This window comes from Frankia sp. AgB32, assembly GCF_023243045.1.
In the GTDB taxonomy this organism is placed as follows: Bacteria; Actinomycetota; Actinomycetes; order Frankiales; family Frankiaceae; genus Frankia.
This window is the reverse complement of the sequence record NZ_JALKFX010000010.1, coordinates 42,805-61,950: the sequence shown is the minus strand read 5'-3', so window position 1 is coordinate 61,950 and position 19,146 is coordinate 42,805. Positions and strand designations below refer to the sequence as shown.

The following is a 19,146-nucleotide window of genomic DNA, read 5'->3' as shown; positions in this document are numbered from 1 at the left end:
GCCCCAGCCTAACGGCGGCCACCCGCAGTCACGCCCCCTCTGCCGGGCTTCGGCGGAGCAGTAGATCCCGACGTTGGCTGACGGCGCTGGCCGCTGGCCGTTCGGCGCTCGCCCTGGGATCACCGGGCATCCCGCTCGTTCTCGATGGACCGCGCGTCGTCGTGGCGGCCCAGTATTCGGAGGGTGTCTGCCAGGTTGGTGAGCCATGCGACGAGGTCGGGGCGGTGGACGTCGGGCTGCTCGGCGGCGAGCTGACGGCGAAGGGCGACGGCCTCCTGGGCTGGCCCGTTCCGTCCGCCGCGCTCACTCCGGCCGGGGTCAGTAGCGCCAGTCGGCCGGGTCGACGGCGCTGCGTTCGGGGTCGAAGGCGAGGCGGTAGCCGCGCTTGGCGACGGTCTGGATGAGGCGCGGGTCGCCGAGGGCGCTGCGCAGGCGGCCGACGGCGACCTCGACGGCGTGCTCGTCGCCGCCGCCGGGGGGCAGCAGCTCGCGGCGGGTGACGACGTGGCCGGGCTGGACGGCGAGGCGGCGCAGCAGCGCCATCGCGGTGCGGCTGAGCGGCACGACCCGTTCGTGGTCGACGACCACGGCCTGGCCGCGGATGTCCAGCCAGCCGTCGGCGACGGGCAGGATCCGGCCGCGGCGGCGGGGGATCTGCTCGACGATCTCGCGGACCAGCGAGCCGAGACGGGCCCGCGGTGGCTGGATCACGGGCAGGCCCTGGGCGAGCAGCGGGCCGGCGGTCACCGGCCCGACACAGGCGATGACGACCGGGCCGAGCAGTGCCTCGCGGACGGCGTCGCGCAGGCCCTGCTCGTCCGCGGCGCGCAGGAAGCTGATCGCCGCCGGCGCGCTGGTGAACGCGACCGCGTCGAGTTCGGTGGTGGCGACGGCGTCGATGAGGCGCCGCAGCGGGACCAGGTCGTCCGGCGCGGTCCACCGGTACACAGGCACCTCGATGACGTCCGCGCCGGCGAGGCGCAGCGTCTCGACGAGGTCGGGCAGCGGCTCGCCGTGCAGTTGGACGGCGATGCGCCGCCCGGTGAGGTCGTACTTCTCGATGAGGTGCTCCAGCACCTCGTTCGACGACTCCGACGCCGGTGACCAGGTCTCGCGCAGCCCGCAGGCGCGGATCGCGCCCCGCACCTTCGGACCGCGGGCGAGCAGGACCGCGCCGTCCATCGCCTTGCTCAGCGGTTCGGCGAGGTCCCAGGCATCGGCGGCGTCCATCCAGCCGCGGAAACCGATCCCGGTGGTGGCGACGACGATGTCCAGCGGCGCGGTCAGGCACCGCTCGGTCGCCTCGCGCAGCTGGCTGTCATCGGCGAGCGGCACGATCCGGATCGCCGGGCCGTAGCGCACGCAGGCGCCACGGCGTTCCAGCGCGGCGCCGAACTCCTCGCGCCGGCGCGCCGCCGTGATCCCGACCGTGTACCCGGCCAGGGGTTCGACCCCGGTCGACCCGCGCGGGCCGCCGGGGCCGGTGTCGGCGGGACTCACGGTGCCTTCACCTCGACCGAGCCGGCCCGGGTCCGGACCTCGTAGACCGGCACCGCGACGCCCTCGACGTCCAGGCATCGGCCGGTACGCAGGTCGAACACCTGCTTGTGCAGCGGGGACGCGACCGTCGGCAACTCCGCCCTCGTCCCGACGATGCCGCGGGAGAGCACCCACGCGCCGGTGAACGGATCCTGGTTACCGAGGGCGAACAGGCTGCCGTCATGCGCGCGGAAAAGCGCGATCTGGACGCCGTCGATCAGCGCGGCCACCCCTCGCTCTGGCACCAGGTCGTCGTAGCGGCACACGGCGGTCCACATCGAGTCAGGATCCTTCCACGTCCGGGCCGAGGACGTCACTGCGCAGTGTCCAAGGCCGCATCGGCGAGTTCCGGGGCGAGTTCCGGGGCGACGGCCGGACGCGGTATCGGCATCGGCAGTAGTACCGGCCGTGGCTGGTCGCGTTCGGTGACGAACGAGATGCTCGGGTCGGGGGTGTCCGGCGCGTTGACGAACGAGACGAACCGGGCGAGGCGCGCCGGGTCGTCGAGCACCGCCGCCCACTCGTCCTCGTAGCCGGCGACGTGCCGCTCGATCGCCACGTCGAGATCACCGGCGATGCCCAGCACGTCGTCGACGAGCACCGACCGCAGGTAGGCCAGGCCGTCGACGCCACCGGCGGACAGCGACTCGACCCACGCCGAGGTGCGTTGCAGCCGGTCGGCGGTGCGGACGTAGAAGAGCAGGAAGCGGTCGATCGTGCGGATGAGGGTCTCGGTGTCGACGTCGGTGAGCAGCAGGTCGGCGTGGCGGGGGCGGAACCCGCCGTTGCCGCCGACGTAGAGGTTCCAGCCGTTGTCGGTGGCGATCGCGCCGACGTCCTTGCTCCGGGCCTCGGCGCACTCCCGGGCGCAGCCGGACACCCCGGCCTTGATCTTGTGGGGGGCGCGCAGGCCACGGTAGCGCAGCTCGAGGTGGATGGCGAGGGCCACCGAGTCCCCGACGCCGAAGCGGCACCACGTCGACCCGACGCAGGACTTCACCGTGCGCAGCGCCTTGCCGTAGGCGTGCCCGGACTCGAAACCGGCGTCGACGAGGCGCCGCCAGATCGCCGGCAGCTGCTCGACCCGGGCGCCGAGCAGGTCGATGCGCTGCCCGCCGGTGATCTTCGTGTAGAGCTCGAAATCCCGGGCGACCTCACCGATCGCGATGAGCCGCGCCGGCGTTATCTCCCCGCCAGGAACGCGCGGCACCACCGAATAGGTCCCGTTGCGCTGGATGTTCGCCAGGAACGCGTCGTTGGTGTCCTGAAGGGCCGCGCGTTCGCCGTCCAGAATGTGCCCGCCGATGAAACTCGCGAGAATCGACGCCACCGCCGGTTTGCACACGTCACATCCCCGGCCCTGCCCGTACCGCGCGATCAGCTCGCTGAACGTGGTGATGTTCTCGACCCGGACGAGGTCGGCGAGCTCCACCCGGGAATACTCGAAATGCTCGCACAGCGCCCGGCTGAGCGTGACGCCGCGCTCGGCGAGCAGCGTGGACAGCATCGGCACGCACGAACCGCAGCCGGTGCCCGCCTTCGTGCACGCCTTCACCTCGGCGACGGTCGTCAGCTCCGACTCGTCGATCGCGGTGTCGATCGCCCCCCGGGTCAGCGCGTGGCAGGAGCAGACCATCGCGTCGGCGGGCAGCGCCGCCGCCCCGACCGCGCCACCGGCCGGCGCGAGCATCGCCAGTGGGTCGGCGGGCAGCGCGCGCCCGACCAGCGGGCGCAGCGCCGCGTACTTCGACGCGTCCCCGACGAGCACCCCGCCGAGCAGCGTCGAGGCGTCGTCGGACAGGACGAGTTTGGCGTAGCTGCCGGTGACCGGGTCGTTCACGGTCACCTCCAGGGCGCCGTCGGCGGTGGCGAGCGCGTCGCCGAAGCTCGCGACGTCGACGCCGAGCAGCTTCAGCTTCGTCGCCGTGTCGGCCGCGCCGATCTCGCCGTCCCCGCCGAGGAGCCGCTCGGCGACCACCGTCGCCATCGCATATCCCGGCGCGACCAGCCCGTACACCCGGCCCTCGACGCACGCGCACTCGCCGATCGCGTACACGTCGGGATCCTCCGTGCGGCAGCCGGCGTCGACGGCCACCCCGCCGCGGGCGCCCACCGCCAGCCCTGCGTCCCGGGCGAGCTGGTCGCGCGGGCGCACCCCGGCGGCGAAGACCACCAGGTCAGCGGCCAGCTCCGTGCCATCGCCCAACGTCGCGCCCATCGGCCCGCCCGCCTTGCCCGCGGCCGCGGTGAGGCCGCCGGCGAACGTGCCCAGGTGCAGGGTCACGCCGAGCTCCTCGACGAGCCGGCGCAGCAGCGCCCCGCCGCCCTCGTCGACCTGCAACGGCATCAGCCGCTGCGCCATCTCCACCACATGCACCGACAGGCCGAGCAGCCGCAGCGCGCGGGCCGCCTCCAGGCCGAGCAGCCCGCCGCCGACGACGAGGCCCACCGGCGCGGCGCCGCCGTCGGGACGCTCCCGGGCCGTCGCCCGCAGCGCCGCGGCGCGGATGGCGTCGAGGTCGTCGAGGGTCCGGTAGACGAAGCAGCCGGGCAGGTCGGCGCCGGTCACCGGCGGGACGAACGGCGCCGAGCCCGTCGCCAGCACGAGCGCGTCGTAGCCGAGGGTCCGCCCGCGGCCGGTGGTCACGGTGCGGGCCACCCGGTCGATGGCGCTGACGCTCTCGTCGAGATGCAGGACGTAGTCACGGCCGTCGTAACAGCCGTCCGCGACCAGGTCCAGCGCGGCCGCGTCGACGCCGTCGAAGTAGGACGACAGCGCCACCCGGTCGTAGGCGCGGCGTGGTTCCTCGCCGAGCACGGTGACCTGCCAGCGGCGCTCGACGTCGCGTTCCCGCAGCGCCTCGACGAACCGCTGGCCGACCATGCCGTTGCCGACGACGACCAGCCGACCACCGGAATCCGACCGCATCACCGACACCTCTTTCACCCGGATCCGATCTGGTCCGACCACGTTCACCATGGTGTCGGCGGCCTGTAAATCCGGGCCGTTCGCGGGCGTTAACGCGGCGAAAAACAGTTCTCACCGCCGCGACCGAAGCCCTGTGCGGTTGTTCCCGCCATACGCGGCCGGGTGCGCCGGCGGCCGTGTGAGTCGCCTCACCTGACGGGCCGCCCGCTGCCCGACGGGGAGTTCGCCGTTGTCGGAGAATAACCGATCTGCCGGTGCGGAAAAAATAGCACGGGCGGGGCCGCGGGCCTGGTGTGGGTGTTTCTCACGGCCGTCGCCGCATTACCCGGGCGCTCGCCCACCGGTATTGCCGCCGCCGGCTTACGGCGCCTGCTTCTCCGGCGGGGTCGGGCCGGCGTGCTGCGAGGCGGCGGCCTGCGGGCGCAGGTCGGCGAGGGTGAGCGGGTGGGCCGGCGGGTCGGGCAGGGCGAGCACGGAGTGCACCGTGCCGCCCGGCGCGACGTGGATGAGCTCGCCGGCGGCCAACGGCCGCCAGTCGGGGTGCTCGTCCATCGGCTCGCTGGCGACGACGACCGCCGGCGCGCTTGCGAGGCCCGGCACGTGCACCCGGGTCGCGCCGGCGGCGTCGGCGTGGTGCAGCGGCCGCCCGCCGTGCCGGCCGCCGGCGGGGCGGCGCAGCAGGTGCAGCTCGTTGGTGTCCGGGTAGCGCAGCGCCCACAGGTCCGACGGCGTGATCAGCAGCAGGTTGATGCTGTAGACCGGCAGGTTCGCGGCCACCCAGCGGGCCGCCGCGGTGATGCCCCGTCCGACATCGCCGCCGGCGGCGTCGATCTCCCGGGAGACCAGCGCGAACAGCCGCTCGGAGTCCGTGTCGCCCGCGACCAGCGACATCGCGTCGCCGAGGTGACGCTCCAGCTCGTCGAGGCCCTCGAGGACCCCGTTGTGCGCGAACAGCCGGCCATCGTGCAGGAACGGATGGGTGTTGCGCGGGGAGATCTCGCCGGTGGAGGCATGCCGGACGTGGGCGACGAACGTCCGCGACGACGCCTGGCGGGCCTCGGCGGCGAACTGGCGGTCCGCCCAGGCAGCGATCGGCTCCCGGAACAGTTCGGCGCGGCCGTCGGCGTCGAAGAAGCCGAGGCCGGTGCCGTCCGGGTTGCGACGGCTCTGCACGTCGAGGCTGTCCGGCGCGTCGAGCAGCCAGAAGGTGGCCTGGGTGGTGCGCGGGGCACTGGTGAGCCCGAACAGCCGGCACATCGGCCGCGAACCTCCTCCCGAGGCGGCCCCGGACACCGGGCCCGCCCGCGCCGACCTGCGCTCGCGGTCCGCCACCTCGGGCGTTACGGCCGGCGGCGTCACCGTACCCCGAAGACATGTCTGTTCACCGTCCGTGATTTTCTGTCCCGCGGGTGGCCAGAAGGTGACAGTGAGCCCAAATCGGGTTTCGAAAACTGCGGAAACGGGGATGGTGCCCGCCGCATACTGGGCCGGTGCTTGACGCCCTCAGCGTGCCCCGGCAGGCCGCAGGTGGTGCCCCGGCCAGCCCGGTGGCCTCAACCGGGCCGGAGCTGGTCTGGTATGCCAGCTACGGCTCGAACATGCGGCTGGCCCGCCTCACGTACTACCTGTCCGGCGGCTGCCCGCCGGGCAGCACCCACCACCATCCCGGCTGCCGCGACCAGCGCCCCCCGCGCCTCGCGGAGCCGGTCATGCTCCCCGGCGGCATGTACTTCTCCGGTGAGTCACAGATCTGGACGGGCGGCGTCGCCTTCTACGACCCGTCCGCGCCCGGCGAGGTCGCCGGCCGCGCCTACCTGCTGACCGCCGGCCAGTTCGCCGACGTCGCCGCCCAGGAGATGCACCGTCCGCCGGACCTGGACCTCGACCTGGCCACCGTGCTGCGCACCGGCCGCGCCCAGGTCGGCCCGGGCCGCTACGAGACGCTGGTCCTCGTCGGCCACCACACCGAGGTCCCCGTGCTGACCTTCACCGCGCCGTGGACCATGGCCGACGTGGAGCTCTCCGCCCCCTCGGGCGGCTACCTCGCGATGCTCGCCGCCGGCCTGCGCGAGGCCCACGGCTGGTCGGCGCGGCGCATCGCCGACTACCTCGCCACCCGCCCCGGCGCCGCCGGCACCTGGCGGCCCGAGGCCGTCGAGCGCCTGCTCACCGAGGAGCGGACCAGCGACCGCGCCGACGCCGGCCGGGCCTCCTGGGCACGCTGACAGCCGAGGCCACTCCGGTCACGTCACCGTCCGCCGGGAACCCTCCCCGCCGTCGCCCAGGTTCCAGCTGATGATCCGCCGTGGGTGGATGCGGATCACCTCGGGGCTCAGGTGCGACGCCGGGGGAGTCTGGTCGCGCAGCGCCTCGGCCGTGCCGCGGATCTCCACGCCGCGCACCGACCACGGCTCGAGCGACGCGATGTCGTCGACGACGTAGGCGACCTGCCCGTTCGCGGCGATGTTGTGGAACTTGCGGGTGTTGCCGAGGTCGTACCCGTAGATGCTGATCACCCCGGTGGCCTCGTCGACGACGTGGCTGACCGGGCTGTTCTGCAACGTCCCCTCCGGTGCGACGGTCGCGATCCGGCCCAGGCGCTGGGAGCGCAGATACTCGAGTTCGACCGGCGTGAAGACCATTGACGTGCTCCATTCGGTGGTGGACGGACACGCGGGCAACGTCCGTCACCGTAGGAGATGAAGCCGACTTCAGGTCAACACGCGCCGGCCCGGCCGTAACCTGGTGGTAGGTCCGATGGAAGGCAGGCCCTCATGTCGCAGCCGGACGACCACCGCTGGATGACGCGGGCGATCGAGCTCGCCCACCGCTGCCCGCCCGCCACCGGCGCCTACTCGGTCGGCGCTGTGATCGTCGGCGCGGACGGCGAGGAGATCGCGTTCGGCTTCTCCCGCGAGGTCGACGGCTCGGTGCACGCCGAGGAGTCCGCCCTCGCGAAACTCGCCCCCGACGACCCCCGCCTGAGCACGGCGACGCTCTACAGCACCCTCGAACCGTGCTCCCAGCGCGGGTCCCGGCCCCGGCCCTGCGCCCAGCTCATCCTGGCCGCGAAGATCCCCCGGGTCGTCATCGCCTGGCGCGAACCCAGTCTGTTCGTCGCCGACTGCCAGGGCTGCGAACTGCTCACCGCCGCCGGCGTCACCGTGGTCGAACTGTCCGACCTCGCCGACCAGGCGCGCGCCATGAACGCCCACCTGTCGCTCTGACCCGAGCGGTGCGCCGCGGCGCACCATGATCCATCGTGGGTCGAGCTGCGGCGCTGCCTACTCGGCCCGGTCCGGGCCGAGCGCGACGATCCGTTTCGCCTCGTCGAGGACTGACTCGAAACCGGCCTCCGGGTCGCGCAGGAGCACCTCCGTGGCGCGGGCGTGCGCACGCACCGCCGGGCTGGCACTCGCCATCGCCTCCCGCAGAGCAGGCTCGATCACGTCTCCGAGCGCGACGAGGGCCCGGCTGAGGCTCTGGTGCACCTTCCGGTCGCCGCGACCGAGCTGTGCGGCCAGTTCCGCGGCCAGCGCGTTCGTTTCCGTGTCGGGCACGAGGATGACGGCGGCCCGCCACGCGCTTTTCGCGACCTCGTCATCGGCGTCCCGCAGCAACGACCGCGTGATCGAGGGCCACGCACTCCCGTCCCCGATTTTGGACAATGTGTGCAACGCCTGGCTGCGGGCCTGGGCGCGGTCGGAATGCAGTTCCGCGCGCAGGCGAGGCACCGTGACGTCGGCCGGAAGGCGGGTCAACGCCCAGGTCAGCATGTCGCGGACGAAGAAGTCCGGCTCGATCGCGCATCGTTCCAGCAGCGCCTCGAGCTGACCGGAATCGGGATTCGTCCCCACCGCCAGGGCCGCCTGGAGACGCATCGACGAATCCCCGGCGCTCAACGCGTCGAGCATTCCAGCTTCTCCTCCGGGCCGGTGCGTGGCGTTGACGGGAACCACCTCCTGCCTCCGGTGGCAATCCTGTTGCCATGCGGGCCGGACTCGTGGAAGGCGGCGGCCACCGGATGTCACCCTTCCCGTTCCTCGGCGGCACGCGAACGGATGTCCTCCAGGCTGGCTTCGAGGACCGTCCAGACCGCGGAGAGACTGTCGGAGAACTCGTCCCGGCCGCTGATCAGTGGCTCGCCGTCCGGTGACCCGTCAGCGGGGGACACGCTGTCCGCGGCGCCGCTGTCGGCTGGCGCGGAGTCCAGTGAGGTGCGGCGGCCGCGCAGGGCGTTGCGGGCGAGCCGGGCGAGGCCGAGTAGCCGGTGGTCGGTCGCCTCCACGACCAGCGTCGAGTCGGTCAGGCGCAGTGACATTCCGTGCCGCCCGGTGACCTCGGGTAGTTCGTCCGAGGTGTCGGTCAGATCGGCGTCGAGCAGGGCGTCGCGGACGGCGGGAACGTCGATGCCCAGGCCCGCGAGGGTCCGGGTCGCCGCGTTGCTCTGGTCGTTGAGCAGGGCGAGCAGCAGATGGTGAGAGCCGACCGGGTCGCGGCCCGCGTAGTGGCCGGCGGTCAGGATGCCGGCGTCGGCGGCGGCGGTGCGGCGCGGCCGGGTGTCGTCGGTGACGTCGAGGATGCCGCTGTCGATGTCGGCGCTCACGCCGGGCTGTCGAGGGCTGCCGGCCGAGGCGGGGACGCCCGCGTCCCGGTCGACCTTGGCGGCGGCGGCCAGCGCGAGCACCCGTAGGCGCAGCGCCTCGACGTCCACCGCCGCGTCGCGCAGCAGGGTCACGGCGAGACCCTCGTTGATCTCCAGCAGGCCGAGCAGAAGGTGTTCCGTACCGATGCTCCTGGTCCGCAGCGCGAGGGCCTCCTGCAGCGCCTTCTCGAGGACCTTCTTCGCTCGGGGGGTGAAAGGGATGTGGCCCTTCAGCGGCTTCTTCCCACGGCCGACGGCGGCGAGGACGGCGGCTCGGGCGGTCGAGAGCGTCACGGGGGTCTCGGCGAGGGCGCGCCCGGCGATGCCGTCGGGTTCGTGGAGCAGCCCGAGCAGGAGGTGCTCGGTGCCGATGTAGTTGTGGTCGAGGCGGCGGGCCTCTTCCTGGCTGAGGACGACAACCTGGCGGGCGGCGGCGGTGAATCGCTCGAACATGGTCCGACTTCAGCCCCTGTTCCGATCCCCGTCAATACCATGCTAATAGTAGGGTGACGAAAGAGGTGGCCGTGAGCTGGGACGATCGTCTGGATCAGTGGGATGTCGAGCGGGAACTCGCCGCGCAACTCGAGGAGTCCGACTGGGTGACCTTGCAGGAGGCGTCCAGCAGTACCGGGGTGTCCCGCGCGGCGCTGCGAACCTGGTACCGGGCGGACCTGATCCCGTCACGCCTGGTCGACGGCCCGCACGGCCCGCAGCGCCTGGTCCCCCTGGCGATGGTGGCGGCCCGCGCCGAGGAGTCCCCGCGGCTGCGGCGCAGCTGGGAACGCCGCCTCGGGGAAGAGGCGCAGATCGAACTGCTCCAGCACCGGATCGACGAGCTGGAGGCCCGCGTCGCCGCACTGGAAGGGCGCGACGTCACCGACCGCGACACGGCTTAGCGCCGGCCGTCATGGCGCCCGGCCCGATCGGCCTCGCCGGCCGGCTCCGCTCACCGCCTGTGCTGCCCGATAGGTTTGATGTGTCCGAGTCTGTCGGAGTGCGCCGCGGAACACTATGATCACGTGGTGGGCGGGTGGTGGCGGGGCGGAAAACTACCGGTCGTGGTCGTCCAGGGCGCGTAGGACGTCATCGAGGTCGGACATCCCCGCGGCGTCCTCCGGGGTGAGCGCGCCCAGCGGTGTCGCGGCGACCCGCTCCCAGACGGTGGCCATCGCGGTGAACAGCTCGGGGGGCAGCCCGGCGGCGTCCTGCGTCGCGGCGATCTCCCGCATCTCGTCGACGTAGCGGCCGGACTTGCTCGCCGACAACGCCAGGAACCGGCCGAGACCCTGGACCTCGTCGGGAAACGCGGCCGTCAGGTCGTCGAGGACCGGGTTCAGCACGCCGGCGCGGCGCGCGGAGGCGGCCGCGTGCAGGAACAGCGCCGCGAGGCCCTTGTAGACGCTCGCGGTGCTCTGCGTCCCCGCCCCGCGCAGTTGATTCCGGCCAATGACCGTATCGCGGCGTGGGTGGCCGGTGGGTACGAGATCAGGTATCCCCGAGCGGGGAAACCCCACGGCCGCGGCCAGCCGAAGGTTCGGAAAGGCCAGGTGGGCGGATGCTGCCTCGGCGTCCGACTGGTGATAAAACGCGAAGGTACTCGGGGCGGCCGGCGCATTGTCGGTCCGCGCCGGGTATCGGTGCGGCCGCGAGAACCGGAGCTGTCGGCGGCGCCGTGGAGCTGTCCGGTGGCTGGCGAGGTGTTCGGGTGAGCGGCGTGATCTGGCCGTCGGGAGTCGTCCGCGCGGAAGGACCGGCCGACGGGCCGTGTACCAACGGATGCCCACGTTCCAACGGATGCCGTAGCACCAGTGGATGCCGTAGTACCAGTGGATGCCGGCCGACGCTCCACGCCGCCGGGTGTTCCCGACCGGGATAGCCCGCCGCAGCGGCATCGGGGGGGGCCAGACGCCCGGGACGTACCTCTCGGGAGCCGGGCCGGGATGACGTTCCATTGGCCACTCCTCGCACGGCCAGGTGGCATGCCGCGCGAGGTCGCCGGTTGGTACTGCGGGTGGTTCGGAAGGTCGGGGCCGGGTTAACCCGGCTGGGGGAAGTGTGGCGCTCGCCGGTTTCGGTTGAGCGAATCATCGGAATTCGTTGTCCGTAGATGCTGTGCTGGAGGGGAACCAGATATGCGGAGGGCGGTGCGGCGCGGATGATCACGGGTCAGGCCCATGTGCGCGTCATCTACCCGGGCGGTCGTGCGGTACAGCGACCGGCGTGGCCAGCGGGCACGCCGTGGACAGGCGCGGCGGCACCAGGCCGCACCGAGACAGGGCATCGCTCCGCGGGGCTCTGGTCCCTGGGGCTCTGGTCCGCGGGCCTTCGGTCCGCGGGTCCTCGGTCCGCGGGGCACGGCGGCGCCGGGACGGGCGGTCCGCAGAGCGCGGGAGCAGCACAGGGCAGTCCCGCCAGGCGGGTCACCACAAGTCAACCCTGGATGGAAGCGATCACCCGACCACACGTGGTCGTGCTTGCCGACCGAACCTCGGCCTCGCCGGCACCGCCGGCCGGACCGCCGCCGTCCCAGCGCGTTCCCGCCGTCACGGTAATCCCGTCGGCAACGCTGGCAACGCTGGCAGCGCCGGCGCCAGCACCTGCGCCCACCTCGACCCCAGCGCCGGAACCCTTGCCGGAATCAGAGCGGGCGCCGCAACCACAACCCGAACTGCCGCCGGCCGCGCGTGAGGCGCCGCCCGCGAGTGGATGGCCGCCGGTGGGGCTCCGGCAGGAGCCGCTGTGGGGGGCGCTGGGCGACGACGAGTTCGCACTGCGCCGGTGCCTGGACTGCCGGGCCTGGCTGGACCCGGTACCGCCGCGCTGCGAGCACTGTGCCGGGTCCACCGTGCTGGAGCCGGTGAGCGGCACCGGCGTCGTGGAGAGCTTCATCGTCATGCGCCAGCCGCCGATGCGGGCGTTCGCCGGCCGCCGGCCGTACGCACTGGCCCTGGTCACCCTGGACGAGGGAATCCGGCTGCCCGGCCGACTCGAGGGCATCCGCCCGGCCGAGGTGACCATCGGCCAGCCGGTGCGCGCCGCATTCGACCTGCGACCAGGCGCGGAAGCCCCGCGCGTCGTTTTCCGCCCGCGCGTACTGGCGGAGGTCGCGGCGGCGTCCTAACCCGATCCGCTGGCTTTGGGCGGTACGGAGGATTGCCGCCTCCCTACGGATGCCATTCTTGACCGGTGAGCACGGGGGCGCCGGGTGGCGGGGCAGACGCGGCTGGTGGGCCGCGGTGCGGTCGGTGGCGTTCGCTCCGGATGGGGCGACTCTGGCCAGCGGTGACGATGACGGCGTGCGGTTGTGGGGGACCGCGACCGGTTCCCTGCTGGCCGTTCTCCGATCGGAGCCCACGGTGGATGGGTCGTTGTTCTGCCTGACGGGCGCTACAAGGCCTCGGCCGAGGAGATCGGCAGCATGCTGTGGTGGGCGGTGAAGCTTCGGCGGTTCGAGATCGGAGAGTTCGATGACGAGGCGTTCACCTCCCGCCAGCTCGACCTGGATGACCCCATCCCCGGGCTGGAACACCTGCCGCGCAGCTCCATCGGCCGTGCCGAGACGACCTCACCGGACGGCGAACGACCCCGCTGGAGAACGTGGCGCCGACGTCGGTAGTTCGCCTTACCAGCCGTCGGAGAGGATCTTCACGAAGCCGGCGGCCTCGCCGAGGCCGTGGGCCTTGCCGTTCGTCATGGAAGGGAACGTCGAGTGTTCTACTGCGACATTCCTGGTGACGCCGTAGGGAGGTCAGCTCGCCGTGCGGCTTCGAGGAGACGCTTGTCGTAAGTGACGAAGGCGGCCAGTGTCGCGTCGTGCGCGTCGGTCAACCGAAGGGCGGTGGCGAGGTGAACGGCGTCGAGTGAGCGTAGGAGTGGGTCCTCGAGAGCTGCGGCGCTGCGTACGCGCGCATCGATCTCCAGGCGGTACATCCGGTCGAGGACCCGGGGCACAGGTCCCGATGCCTCCGGGGCCGCTCGTCTGATCGCGCGTGCGACCTCTACTTCCGCCAGGGTCGAGGTGAACCGTGGCAGGTCGGCCCGGGCATTCAGCCAATCGACGAGGACTGGGCTTTCGGTTTCGGCCACGACGAGTTTCACCACTGCCGCCGAGTCAAGGTAGATCACCAGCGTTCGTCCTCACGCCCGGCGACCAGCTCGTCGGTCACGCTCGTGAAGGGGTCGCCGAGCAGGGGCGGCATGGCAATCGGGCCGTCCACCGTCGGCGGCGTCGCGTGGCCCTCGGCTACGAGTCGGTCAAGCGCCGCTGCGCCGCGGCTGATCGGCACCAGCCGTGCAACCGGACGTCCACGATCAGTTACCTCGATCGTCTCGCCGTGGAGGACGCGATCAATGACCTGGCTCGTGTGCTGGTTGAGCTCCCGGATGCCAACCCTGTTCATCCGCCAAGTGTGGAACATCATGTCCTACATCGGCCCAGGGCATCGCTCAGGCCAGCTGTCTCCACGCGTTGGCCAGGGCGGTGAAGCTGTCGCGGCGGCGGTCGCGGTCCAGGCTCGGGGTGACGACGACGATCTCGTCGGCCTGGGCTTCCTGCCTGAGTTCGAGCAGCCGCTCGGCGACGGATTTCGGCTCGCCGGTCACCATCCGGCCGTCGTCGTGGCGGCGGGCGGCGTCGAACTGGGGCGAGCGGGCGAACGCCTGGACGTCCTCCGGCCGCAGGGGCTCGCGGATCCCGCGGGTGATGTTCTGGATCGTCAGGGTCCAGGATGCCTCGAACTCGCCGATCGCGTCCTCGTCGTCGCTGGCGAAGGCCAGCACGGACATCGCCGAGTACGGCGTCGCGCCGTCGGTGCGCGGGGTGAAGTCGCGTCGGTAGGCGCGCAGTGCCTCGATGGCGAGGTCCGGGCTCATGTGGTGGGCGAACACCGCGCTCAGGCCGTTGACCGCGGCGAACGTCGGGCCGTAGGGGCTCGACCCCAGCACGAACAGCTCCGGCCGTTCCTCGACCAGCGGCGCGGCCACGAGCTGCGCGTAGGGATGGCCGGCGGGGAAGCCGTCACCCAGAAACGCCAGCAGCTCGCCGACCTGCCCGGGGAACTCGGCCCCCGGGTCGGCGCCCACGCCCCGGCGCAGCACATGGGCCGTCAACGGATCGGTCCCCGGCGCCCGGCCGAGCGCGAGGTCGATCCGCCCCGGGTACATCGCCAGCAGCGTCCGGAACGTCTCGGCGACCTTGAACGGCGCGTGGTTCGGCAGCATGATCCCGGCGGCGCCCACCCGGATCCGGGAGGTCCGGGCACCGACGTGGGCGGTCAGCAGCTCCGGGGCGCTGCAGGCCAGGCTGGCCATGTTGTGGTGCTCGGAGACCCAGTACCGCCGGTAGCCGGCCGCCTCGACGGCCTGGGCGATGCCCACCGCGCCGGCGATCGCGGCGCTCGGGCTCTCGCCGTGCTCGATCCCGACGAAGTCGAGGACCGCCAGGGGAAGGGTGTCGTCAGCAACACTCACCTCCAGCTCAATTCCCGGCCGCCCGAGCGCATTCCGCGGCGGCCCGCTGTGCCCCACGACGGTGCCGTGACGAGGCGGGTTACGGTCGGACCTATGCGCGTGGACATCTGGAGTGACGTCGTCTGCCCCTGGTGCTACATCGGGAAGGCGCGGTTCGAGCGCGCCCTGGCCGGCTTCGCACACCGGGACGAGGTGAGCGTGTTGTTCCACTCCTACGAGCTGGACCCGACGCTGCCCCGCGGCGAGTCCGGTCCGCTGCGCGAGGCGCTGGCCGCGAAGTTCGGGCGCTCCGTCGAGGAGATCGCCGTGATGGAGGACCGGGTCGCCGACGCCGCCCGCGGCGAGGGGCTGGTGTACACCGCGGACCGGCTCAGCGGGAACACCTTCGACCTGCACCGGCTGCTGCACCTGGCCACCGATGTCGGCCGGCAGGCCGAGGCGGTCAGCGCCCTGAACGCGGCGCATTTCGGCGCGGGCCGGCCGGTGTTCGACGCCGCCGAGGTCACCCGAGTGCGCGCCGGCGAGCGCGCCGCCCGCGACCTCGGGCGCTGACCTTCGGGCCGCTTCTGTCGCGGCAAACCGGGCGCGCAGCGCTACAGAAGCGGCCCGAAACCGAGACGCGCCGCGCTTGGGACGCGCCCGGCGCCGGGAGCGTCAGAAGTTGATCATGTGGCCGGCGAGGCCGTGGATGGCTTCCTTGACGGCTTCGCCGAGGGTGGGGTGGGCGTGGACGTTGCGGGCGAGCTCGGCGACGGTGAGGTCCCAGCGCTGGGCGAGGGTGAGCTGGGGGAGCTGCTCGGTGACGTCGGGGCCGATCATGTGGGCGCCGAGGAGCTCGCCGTACCTGCCGTCGGAGAGGATCTTCACGAAGCCGGCGGTCTCGCCGAGGCCGTGGGCCTTGCCGTTGGCCATGAACGGGAACTTCGCGACCTGCACGTCGTAGCCGAGCTCGCGGGCCTGCGCCTCGGTGTAGCCGAAGCTGGCGATCTGCGGCTGGCAGTACGTCGCGCGGGGGACCATCACGTAGTCGATCGGGTACGTCTCGGCGTCGCCGATGGTCTCGGCGGCGATGATGCCCATCGCCTCGGCGGCGTGGGCGAGCATCAGCTTGGCGGTGACGTCGCCGATGGCGAAGATGTGCGGCACGTTGGTGCGGCAGTAGCCGTCGACGTCGATCGCGCCGCGCTCGGTCAGCGCCACGCCGGTGTTCTCCAGGCCGTAGCCCTTGACGTTCGGGGCGAAGCCGATGGCCTGGAGCACCTTCTCGGTCTCCAGGACCGTGGACGTGCCGTCCTTGCCCGTGACGGTGACGCGCACGAGGTCGCCGGACTCGTCGATGGAGTCGACGCGGGTGGAGGTGAGGACCTTCACCCCGGCCTTCTTGTAGTGCTTGACCAGCTCGGCGGAGACGTCCGCGTCCTCCAGTGGCACCATCCGGTCGAGGAACTCGACGATGGTGACGTCGACGCCGTAGTTGTTCAGCACGTAGCCGAACTCGACGCCGATCGCGCCGGCACCGGCGATCACGATGCTGCGAGGCAGCGTCTCGCTCATGATCTGCTGCTCGTAGGTGACGACCCGGTCGGACAGGGACGTGCCGGGCAGCAGCCGCGGGGTCGCGCCGGCGGCGATGATGCAGTGGTCGAAGCTCACCGTGCGGGTGCCGCCGTCGGAGGTGGCGACGGACAGGGTGTGATCGTCGACGAACGTGCCGCGGCCGTCGAACTCGGTGATCTTGTTCTTCTTCATCAGGAAGTGGACGCCCTTGACCCGGCCGTCCGCGACCTTGCGGCTGCGGCGGTACGCCTCGCCGTAGTCGAAGCTGATCTCACCGCTGACGGTGATGCCGAAGGTCTTGGCCTCGTGGGTGAGGGTGTGCACCAGCTCGGCGTTGCGCAGCAGCGCCTTCGAGGGGATGCAGCCCACGTTGAGGCAGACACCGCCCCAGTACTTCTCCTCCACCACGGCTGTGGTCAGGCCGAGCTGGGCGGCTCGGATCGCGGCCACGTATCCGCCCGGCCCGGCGCCGAGCACCACCACGTCGAAATGTTCGCTGCTCACAACCGCAGCCTAACGACCCCCGCAGGGCCGTCTGTTCCCGCGTCGCCAGGCATTCGGTCACAGTTCGCCTGCCGTGTGGTCCCCCTGCCGGCCCCGTCCGGGTGGTGACCTGGGGCGCGGCACCGCGGCGGCCGGACACCCGGCAACCGTGCGAGGCGCACGATAGTCTGCGCTGGTGGCCGAGCAGCTGGGTGCGCGCCTGGAGGCCGCGCTGGGGGAGCTGCTGCAACGGCGCACCCGCCTCGGCCTGTACGCCGAGCTCGTCGACGGGATCGGCCGCGGCCTCGACATCTCCTCCTACCCGCTGCTCGCCGGCCTGGCCCGGATCGGCCCCGCCACCGCCGTGCGCCTCGGCCGCGAGATCGGCCTGGACCGGTCCGGGACCAGCCGGTACGCCAGCCGGCTGGAGGCCGGCGGGCTGCTGCGGCGCGCACCGGACCCGGACGACGCGCGCGGCGTCCTGCTGAGCCTCACCGCCGAGGGCGAGAAGGTCGTCGCGGTACTGCGCGCGCGGCTCGCGGACCTGCTCGGAGCCCGGCTGGCCGGCTGGCCACCGGCGGAGGCCACGGCCTTCGTCGGCGGGCTCGACCGCTTCGTGCGCGAGCTCCGCGACGGGAGCTGACCGGCCGGAACCAGCGGGTCGGGCGGGGCCTGGCACTGCCGGGCCGAAAACCGCGGAAATTCGGGCAACCCCGCCGGCAGTAGGACCGTGGCCTTTTCGTGTTAATGCCACGAACGGGCCACACCGGCCGCCCGGGTGCTGTTTTACCTGCATTGACGGGGTGCCTCGCCACCCGCGGCCGCACCGCTCACGTTTGTGCCTCCCTGTCGAGTGGAGACGTACGCCACAAGGCTGGCCGGGCGGAACGGGCCACGGATAAACAGGTCCATGGGTACAGGTATGAACGGCGCACTTCCGCGCCACTCTGCTAGCATTGTTGAACTCGAATTCGCAACCTGCGCCCACTGCCCGACAACGGGCCTGGAGCTTGCCTGATGACCCTCCTCGACATCGTCTCGAGTTCGAGCTCGACCGGGTCGGCCCGGGCTTTCACCCGCCCGATGACGGCGGGCGACCGCGCGTATCTTGCCTTTCACCGGCTTAACCCGGGAGAGTTTCAGGACGTCGGCGCGGTGCTGTTCCTGGACGGCCCGGTCAAGCTCGCGGACCTGCGCGCGCACATCGCCGCGCGGCTGAGTCTGCCCCGCGCCTGGATGCTGACCGACCGGCTGGAGACGGTGACCGTCCGCTCCGCCGACGGCCGCTCCACGGTCAGCGAGCCGCACTGGGTCTCCCAGCCCGACATGGACGTCGACGAGCACGTCGCCGCGGTGGACCTGCCCAGCGCCGAGTCCGCCCGCGCGCTCGGGCCGAACGACGACGTCGGCGACCGCCGCGTGCGCGCCGCCCTCGACCGCATCGCGACCTGGCCGACCGACATCAACCGCCAGCCGTGGAAGATCTACCTGCTGTGTGACGAAGGCACCTCCGGGTCGGTGCTGGTCTACCGCACCAGCCACATCGCCCAGGACGGCGCGGCCCTCTACCGGGCGCTGCACCTGCTCTTCGGTGAGGACGACGAGCCGGACATCGGCCTGCCCACCACCATCCGGCGGCCCACGGCCGCGGACTACCTGCGGTTCGTCAGCCGGGGCCTGGCGGTGCTGTCCCCGACCCGGGTCCTCGACGCCTGGGGCGGCCAGCCGACCGGCCCGGCGCGGCACACCTGGATCACCACCGACCTCGGCCTGATCAAGCAGGCGGCCCGCCGGCACCACGCCTCCGTCAACGACGTCTACTTCGCGGCGCTCGCCGGGGCGGTGCGGACCTGGTCATCGTTCGAGTGGCGCGACGACGTCCGGCCCATCCACGCCCTGATGCCCGTCAGCATCCGGGTCGCCGCCGAACAGAACGCACTGTCGAACTACACCTCCGGCGTGCGCGTCCCGCTGCCCTGCGGGGAGCCCGACGCCGCCCAGCGGCTGGCGCAGGTCGCCGCCGTCACCCGCGGCCTGAAGGACAAGGGCATCGGCGTGGTCGAGCGCCAGCTGTTCCCGTTCGTCGCGCCGCGGGCCACCCCGCGGATGCTGTCCTACGCGGCGAGCTTCGGCGGGCGGACCCGCGAGCTGTCGATGGTGGCGACCAACGCCCGCACGATCCGTGGGCCGCTGGCCGTCGCCGGTCGCGGCGTGCGCGAGCTCATCGGGACCGGCCCGCTGCTCGTCGGCCGCCAGCACCTGTCCGTCGCGCTGTTCGGCGTCGGCGACCGGGTGGGCATCACGATGGCGGCCAGTGACAGCGTGCCGAACCACGACCGGCTCGCCAGCCTGTGGGTGCAGGAACTGACCGAGCTTGCCCGGGTGGCGCCGGTGGGGCCGCCGCTGGTGCAGGTGCCCGTCCAGCGCCGCACCGTCCTGCGCTCCCGGTAGTCCGCGGCACCACATGGCGCGGTGGTGGGGCTCCCCGCCGACGCGGGGATGCGGGAGCACGGGGCGTCGGCCG

Annotated in this window: 20 protein-coding genes; 8 read left to right on the top strand and 12 right to left on the bottom strand. The window is 72.4% G+C overall.

Annotated elements, in window-relative coordinates; translation table 11 throughout:
• Positions 1–318: 318 nt before the first annotated feature.
• The 4 genes from MXD60_RS05160 to MXD60_RS05145 form a co-directional block, all read right to left on the bottom strand.
• On the bottom strand, positions 319–1,500 hold the full coding sequence (locus tag MXD60_RS05160; RefSeq protein ID WP_248817802.1) for a uroporphyrinogen-III synthase: 1,182 nt from the start codon (positions 1,498–1,500) through the stop codon (positions 319–321).
• Positions 1,497–1,817, bottom strand: a complete 321-nt coding sequence (gene nirD / locus MXD60_RS05155; RefSeq protein WP_248817801.1) for a nitrite reductase small subunit NirD — start codon at positions 1,815–1,817, stop codon at positions 1,497–1,499. The genes MXD60_RS05160 and nirD overlap by 4 nt, the downstream gene beginning before the upstream one ends.
• Before the next feature lie 35 nt (positions 1,818–1,852).
• Positions 1,853–4,468 carry a nitrite reductase large subunit NirB gene (gene nirB / locus MXD60_RS05150; RefSeq protein ID WP_248817800.1) on the bottom strand — a complete coding sequence of 872 codons (2,616 nt, stop codon included), beginning with the start codon at positions 4,466–4,468 and terminating at the stop codon, positions 1,853–1,855.
• Between the two features lie 360 nt (positions 4,469–4,828).
• Complete coding sequence (locus MXD60_RS05145) at positions 4,829–5,725, bottom strand: class II glutamine amidotransferase (RefSeq protein WP_248817799.1); 897 nt, start codon at positions 5,723–5,725, stop codon at positions 4,829–4,831.
• A 233-nt stretch (positions 5,726–5,958) separates the two neighbouring features.
• Here MXD60_RS05145 and MXD60_RS05140 point away from each other — a divergent pair, with 233 nt between their 5' ends.
• Positions 5,959–6,693, top strand: a complete 735-nt coding sequence (locus MXD60_RS05140) for a histone deacetylase (protein ID WP_248817798.1) — start codon at positions 5,959–5,961, stop codon at positions 6,691–6,693.
• A gap of 18 nt (positions 6,694–6,711) precedes the next feature.
• Here the strand turns inward: MXD60_RS05140 and MXD60_RS05135 are convergent, their stop codons facing one another.
• A complete protein-coding gene (locus MXD60_RS05135; protein ID WP_248817797.1) occupies positions 6,712–7,110 on the bottom strand; it encodes a PPOX class F420-dependent oxidoreductase in 399 nt (132 codons plus the stop codon).
• A 132-nt stretch (positions 7,111–7,242) separates the two neighbouring features.
• On the opposite strand from MXD60_RS05135, the gene MXD60_RS05130 reads away from it, so the two are divergent.
• Positions 7,243–7,695, top strand: a complete 453-nt coding sequence (locus MXD60_RS05130; RefSeq protein ID WP_248817796.1) for a deaminase — start codon at positions 7,243–7,245, stop codon at positions 7,693–7,695.
• Positions 7,696–7,752: 57 nt separating this feature from the next.
• Here the strand turns inward: MXD60_RS05130 and MXD60_RS05125 are convergent, their stop codons facing one another.
• Together MXD60_RS05125 and MXD60_RS05120 are read right to left on the bottom strand one after the other, a co-directional pair.
• Entirely contained in the window at positions 7,753–8,382 is a 630-nt protein-coding gene (locus MXD60_RS05125) for a HEAT repeat domain-containing protein (RefSeq protein ID WP_248817795.1), read from the bottom strand.
• A 113-nt stretch (positions 8,383–8,495) separates the two neighbouring features.
• Positions 8,496–9,566 (bottom strand): Clp protease N-terminal domain-containing protein, encoded by a 1,071-nt coding sequence (locus MXD60_RS05120; protein ID WP_248817794.1) that lies wholly within the window; start codon positions 9,564–9,566, stop codon positions 8,496–8,498.
• Between the two features lie 71 nt (positions 9,567–9,637).
• Here MXD60_RS05120 and MXD60_RS05115 point away from each other — a divergent pair, with 71 nt between their 5' ends.
• Positions 9,638–10,009 carry an excisionase gene (locus MXD60_RS05115; RefSeq protein ID WP_248817793.1) on the top strand — a complete coding sequence of 124 codons (372 nt, stop codon included), beginning with the start codon at positions 9,638–9,640 and terminating at the stop codon, positions 10,007–10,009.
• Between the two features lie 153 nt (positions 10,010–10,162).
• On the opposite strand, the gene MXD60_RS29275 is transcribed toward MXD60_RS05115, so the two are convergent.
• Positions 10,163–10,627 (bottom strand): DUF1932 domain-containing protein, encoded by a 465-nt coding sequence (locus tag MXD60_RS29275; RefSeq protein ID WP_248817792.1) that lies wholly within the window; start codon positions 10,625–10,627, stop codon positions 10,163–10,165.
• Positions 10,628–11,829: 1,202 nt separating this feature from the next.
• Here MXD60_RS29275 and MXD60_RS29270 point away from each other — a divergent pair.
• Both MXD60_RS29270 and MXD60_RS05100 read left to right on the top strand, forming a co-directional pair.
• Positions 11,830–12,234 (top strand): Zn-ribbon domain-containing OB-fold protein, encoded by a 405-nt coding sequence (locus tag MXD60_RS29270; RefSeq protein ID WP_248817791.1) that lies wholly within the window; start codon positions 11,830–11,832, stop codon positions 12,232–12,234.
• A 297-nt stretch (positions 12,235–12,531) separates the two neighbouring features.
• On the top strand, positions 12,532–12,729 hold the full coding sequence (locus tag MXD60_RS05100) for a hypothetical protein (RefSeq protein ID WP_248817790.1): 198 nt from the start codon (positions 12,532–12,534) through the stop codon (positions 12,727–12,729).
• A gap of 98 nt (positions 12,730–12,827) precedes the next feature.
• Here the strand turns inward: MXD60_RS05100 and MXD60_RS05095 are convergent, their stop codons facing one another.
• From MXD60_RS05095 to MXD60_RS05085, 3 genes are read right to left on the bottom strand one after another with little or no spacing between them, the layout of a single operon-like run.
• Complete coding sequence (locus tag MXD60_RS05095) at positions 12,828–13,238, bottom strand: type II toxin-antitoxin system VapC family toxin (RefSeq protein WP_248817789.1); 411 nt, start codon at positions 13,236–13,238, stop codon at positions 12,828–12,830.
• Positions 13,235–13,534, bottom strand: coding sequence for a type II toxin-antitoxin system Phd/YefM family antitoxin (locus MXD60_RS05090; protein ID WP_248817788.1), 300 nt, complete (start codon positions 13,532–13,534; stop codon positions 13,235–13,237). Before MXD60_RS05090 ends, MXD60_RS05095 begins: the two co-directional genes overlap by 4 nt.
• Before the next feature lie 25 nt (positions 13,535–13,559).
• Positions 13,560–14,582: an LLM class flavin-dependent oxidoreductase gene (locus MXD60_RS05085; RefSeq protein ID WP_248817787.1), complete on the bottom strand. Its 1,023-nt coding sequence runs from the start codon at positions 14,580–14,582 to the stop codon at positions 13,560–13,562.
• 93 nt (positions 14,583–14,675) lie between these two features.
• Between MXD60_RS05085 and MXD60_RS05080 the strand changes: the two genes are divergently transcribed.
• Entirely contained in the window at positions 14,676–15,134 is a 459-nt protein-coding gene (locus MXD60_RS05080) for a DsbA family protein (protein WP_248817786.1), read from the top strand.
• Between the two features lie 102 nt (positions 15,135–15,236).
• On the opposite strand, the gene lpdA is transcribed toward MXD60_RS05080, so the two are convergent.
• Positions 15,237–16,643, bottom strand: coding sequence for a dihydrolipoyl dehydrogenase (lpdA, locus tag MXD60_RS05075; RefSeq protein ID WP_248817785.1), 1,407 nt, complete (start codon positions 16,641–16,643; stop codon positions 15,237–15,239).
• A 175-nt stretch (positions 16,644–16,818) separates the two neighbouring features.
• On the opposite strand from lpdA, the gene MXD60_RS05070 reads away from it, so the two are divergent.
• Both MXD60_RS05070 and MXD60_RS05065 read left to right on the top strand, forming a co-directional pair.
• On the top strand, positions 16,819–17,265 hold the full coding sequence (locus tag MXD60_RS05070) for a MarR family winged helix-turn-helix transcriptional regulator (RefSeq protein ID WP_248817784.1): 447 nt from the start codon (positions 16,819–16,821) through the stop codon (positions 17,263–17,265).
• A gap of 374 nt (positions 17,266–17,639) precedes the next feature.
• The gene (locus MXD60_RS05065) at positions 17,640–19,073 is read left to right on the top strand and encodes a WS/DGAT domain-containing protein (protein WP_248817783.1); all 1,434 of its coding nucleotides are present in this window, start codon (positions 17,640–17,642) and stop codon (positions 19,071–19,073) included.
• The last annotated feature ends 73 nt before the right edge of the window (positions 19,074–19,146 follow it).